3 protein-coding genes are annotated in these 3902 nt (G+C 71.2%); 2 read left to right on the top strand and 1 reads right to left on the bottom strand.

Translation table 11 applies throughout. The features are described 5' to 3' along the window. Positions 1-863 (top strand): glycosyltransferase family 4 protein (locus JWP65_RS17180; protein ID WP_299765921.1); only part of this gene is annotated, 863 nt, incomplete at its 5' end. Next, positions 860-1972, top strand: a complete 1113-nt coding sequence (locus tag JWP65_RS17175) for a glycosyltransferase family 4 protein (RefSeq protein ID WP_299765920.1) — start codon at positions 860-862, stop codon at positions 1970-1972. The genes JWP65_RS17180 and JWP65_RS17175, both read left to right, overlap by 4 nt. A gap of 68 nt (positions 1973-2040) precedes the next feature. Here JWP65_RS17175 and JWP65_RS17170 read toward each other — a convergent pair whose 3' ends face one another. Beyond that, on the bottom strand, positions 2041-3381 hold the full coding sequence (locus JWP65_RS17170; RefSeq protein WP_299765919.1) for a UDP-glucose/GDP-mannose dehydrogenase family protein: 1341 nt from the start codon (positions 3379-3381) through the stop codon (positions 2041-2043). Positions 3382-3902 lie beyond the last annotated feature (521 nt).

Raw genomic sequence — 3902 nt, 5'->3', positions numbered from 1 at the left:
ACCTGTACCGCGCCGGCGACGGCGTGCACCGCCAGTGGCTGGCGCTGCGGCGCCGCCAGCAAGGTGCCTGGCGCGGCCTGGCCGACAGCCTGAGCGCCGCGCACCGCTCCATCCTGCGCAAGGAGCGCGCGATGTTCAGCCATCCGGCGCTGCGCTGCGTGGTCTGCAACTCAGAGATGGTGCGCGACGAGATCGTGCGCCACTATGGCGTGGCTTCGACCAAGCTGGCAGTGATCCGCAACGGGCTGGACCTGCAGCGCTTTTCCCCGCCGACGCCACAACAGCGCGAGGCGGCCCGGGCCGCCCTGGGCTTCGCCGCCGACCGGACGGTGTTCCTGTTCGTCGGCTCCGGCTTCGAGCGCAAAGGCGTGGCGGTGGCGCTGCGGGCGCTGGCGCGCGGCACCTTGCGCCAGCAGGCCACGCTGGTGATCGTCGGCCACGACAAGCACCAGGCCCGTTACCAGGCGCTGGCGCAGGAACTCGGCATCGCCGGGGCCGTGCGCTTCGAAGGTGCGCGCGAGGACGTGCTGCCCTACTACCATGCGGCCGATGCCTTCGTGCTGCCGACCTTGTACGACCCGCAGTCGAATGCGATGCTGGAGGCCATGGGCTGCGGCCTGCCGGTGATCACCAGCACCGGCTGTGGCGCGGCGGAACTGTTGTCCCCCGACAGCGGCCACGTGGTGGATGCGCTGGACGACGCCGGCGTGGCCGCTGCCATGGAACAGCTGCTGGACGGCGAGCGCTGCCGGCGCCTGGGCGCCGCCGGCCGCCGCGCGATCGAACCCTATACGCTGGAACGCATGACCGACGATTACCTCGCCCTCTATGCCAGGCTGCTGCAGCCAGGCGCCGCGCCATGAAGATCCTGCACACCGAAGCCTCCGGCGGCTGGGGCGGGCAGGAACTGCGCATCCTGGCCGAGATGCAGGGACTGCGCGACCGCGGCCACGTGCTCGAACTGGCGGCGCCGGCGGCCGCACGCATCCACACCGAGGCCGCGGCGCTGGGCTTTCGCACCCACGACGTGCCGATAGGCCGCAAGACTTTCGCCGGGCTGGGCGCGATGCGGCGGCTGCTGGAGCGCGAGCACTTCGACGTCATCAACACGCACAGCTCCACCGACTCCTGGATGGTGGCGCTGGCCAACGCCTTGCGCCGCCAGCCGGTGCCGATGGTGCGCACCCGGCACATTTCGGCGCCGGTGCACCGCAATACCGCGACGCGCTGGTTGTACAACCGGGCCAGCGCGGCCATCGTCACCACCGGCGAGAAGCTGCGGCGCGAGCTGATCGACCACAACGGTTTCACCGACGTCGCCATCCGCTCGGTGCCCACCGGCATCCCGCCGGAGCGCTTCGGCCCGGCCGACCCGGTCGCCTCGCGGCTGAAGCTGGGCCTGCCGCAGCGCCCGACGATCGGCATCCTGGCCACGCTGCGCAGCTGGAAAGGCCACCGCTTCCTGATCGAGGCCTTTGCCGCATTGCGGGCGCAGGGCCAGGACCTGCAGCTGCTGATCGTCGGCGACGGCCCGCAGATGCCGACGCTGCAGGCACAGGTGGCCGCGGCTGGCCTGGGCGACAGCGTCCGCTTCACCGGCCACGACCCCAGGCCCGAGCGCTGGCTGCGGGCGATGGACGTGTTCGTGCTGCCGTCCTACGCCAACGAAGGCGTGCCGCAGGCGCTGATGCAGGCCATGATGAGCGGCCTGCCCTGCATTACCACCGAGGTCGGCGCCATCGGCGAGATCGCCAAGGACGGCGAGACCGCGTTGCTGGTCAAGCCGCAAGACAGCGCGGCGCTGGCGGCAACGCTGAATCGCCTGTTGGGCGACGCCGCTTTGCGAGACCGGCTGGGTGCGCAGGCGCGCGACTTCGCGCTGCGCAATTGCACGCTGGCGGCGATGTGCGATGCGATGGAAGAAGTCTTGGGCACGGTGGTGCAACCCGCCACCCCGTCATCCCGGGCCTGAGGCGGGATCCATCCGGCGGCGGCTCCCGCGCCGAATCGATGCGGGTCAGGCCCGCAATGACAAGGCGCTCAGACCCCAGCCCCGCTGCGCCCGACCCCGTAGTACGCCAGCCCCGCCTTGCGCACCGACGCCGGGTCGTACAGGTTGCGGCCGTCGAACAGCGCCTTGGCTTTCAGCGCCCCCGCCAGCGCGTCGAAGTCCGGGCTGCGGAACTCCAGCCATTCGGTGACGACGGCCAGCGCGTCGGCGCCTTGCAACGCCGCCTGCGCCGACGCGCAGAACGTGACGCCGGCGCGGCCTGGCAAGGCGGCAGCGGCGGTTTCGTTGGCAGCGGGGTCGTAGGCCCGCACCGTGGCGCCGGCCTGCAGCAGCGTATCGATGATCGCCAGGCTCGAGGCCTCGCGCACGTCGTCGGTGTTGGCCTTGAACGCCAGTCCCCACAGCGCCACCGTGCGGCCGCGCACGTCGCCGCCGAAGTGGGCGATGATCTTGTCGGCCAGCAACCGGCGCTGGCGGGTGTTGACGTCCTGCGCGGCGCGCATCAGCTGCGCCTGCTCGCCGACTTCGGCAGCCGTGTGGATCAGCGCGCGCAGGTCTTTCGGAAAGCAGGAGCCGCCGAAGCCGGCCCCGGCATAGAGGAAGTGCGGGCCGATCCGCGGGTCGGCGCCGATGCCGCGCCGCACGTGCTCGATGTCCACGCCCAGCCGGTCGGACAGGTTGGCCAGTTCGTTCATGAACGAGATCCGCACCGCCAGCATGCAGTTGGCCGCGTACTTGGTGAACTCCGCCGCCCGCACGTCCATGAACAGCACGCGGTCGTGGTTGCGGTTGAACGGCGCGTACAGCTGCCGGAAGGTCTCGCGCGCCTCGTGGTCGTGCGCGTCCAGGCCGACCACGATGCGGTCCGGCCGCATGAAGTCGTCGACGGCGAAGCCTTCCTTCAGAAACTCGGGGTTCGACGCCACCGTGACGCGGTGCGGCACGCCGCGCGAGCGCAACTCCTGCTGCAACGCCTCGCGCACGCGGTCGCTGGTGCCCACCGGCACGGTCGACTTGGTGATCACCAGCGTATCGCGCGTGATCCGCCGGCCCAGTTCACGCGCTGCTTCCAGCACGTGCGAGAGGTCGGCCGAGCCGTCTTCGTCGGAAGGCGTGCCCACCGCGATGAAGACCACCGCGGCGTGGGCGACGGCGGCCGCCGCGTCGGTGGCGAACTCCAGCCGGCCGGCGCCGATGCCGCGCGCCACGACGGTGTCCAGGCCCGGTTCGTAGATCGGGATTTCGCCGGCGCGCAGGCGCTCGATCTTGGCCGCGTTGGTGTCCAGGCACAGCACGTGGTTGCCCACGTCGGCCAGGCAGGCCCCGGTGACCAGGCCCACGTAGCCCGAGCCGATGACGGAAATGTTCATGAGGTGTGCCCTGGTGAGCCGCAGATTCTACGTGGCGCGCCGGGCTCAGCCCGGGGGGCCGAGCCCGGCGCGCCAGCTGCATCCGCATGAGAGCGGCGCGCGCTTGCCGGCCTGCCGTCGACCACATGCGAAGGCATGGCCAGCATTTCCTCCATCAGCCGAGTGGTGCGCAGGTGCATCAGCTGCGTAGGGTGCGAGCGGGTCACCGGGCGGCAGCTTCACCGCTTCCAGCCGGGCGAACGCCTTGCGAAAGCCTGGCGCGTGCACGTTCCAGCACCAGCTGCGTCAGCCGCTCTTGTTGCGCCGTCGCCAGCCCAGCCAGGGCAGTTGGCGCTGGCATGGTTGACGCCGCTCCAGAAGGAGCGGCGGTCGCGCCGGTCCGGCCGCGGCTGCAGCTTCCCGTCCACCACCTGCAACCCCGCGACCCTCGCTCCAGGCAAAGCTCTTTGCGCGGGTGGAAAACAGCGGCGACTGGATCCCTTGCGCGTCGCGCAGCGCGACGCGCCGGCCCGGCCGCTGCC

The organism is Ramlibacter sp. (assembly GCF_028292805.1).
GTDB lineage: Bacteria > Pseudomonadota > Gammaproteobacteria > Burkholderiales > Burkholderiaceae_C > Ramlibacter.
Note: the sequence above shows the minus strand (reverse complement) of the source record. Positions and strands in the feature narration are given on the sequence as shown.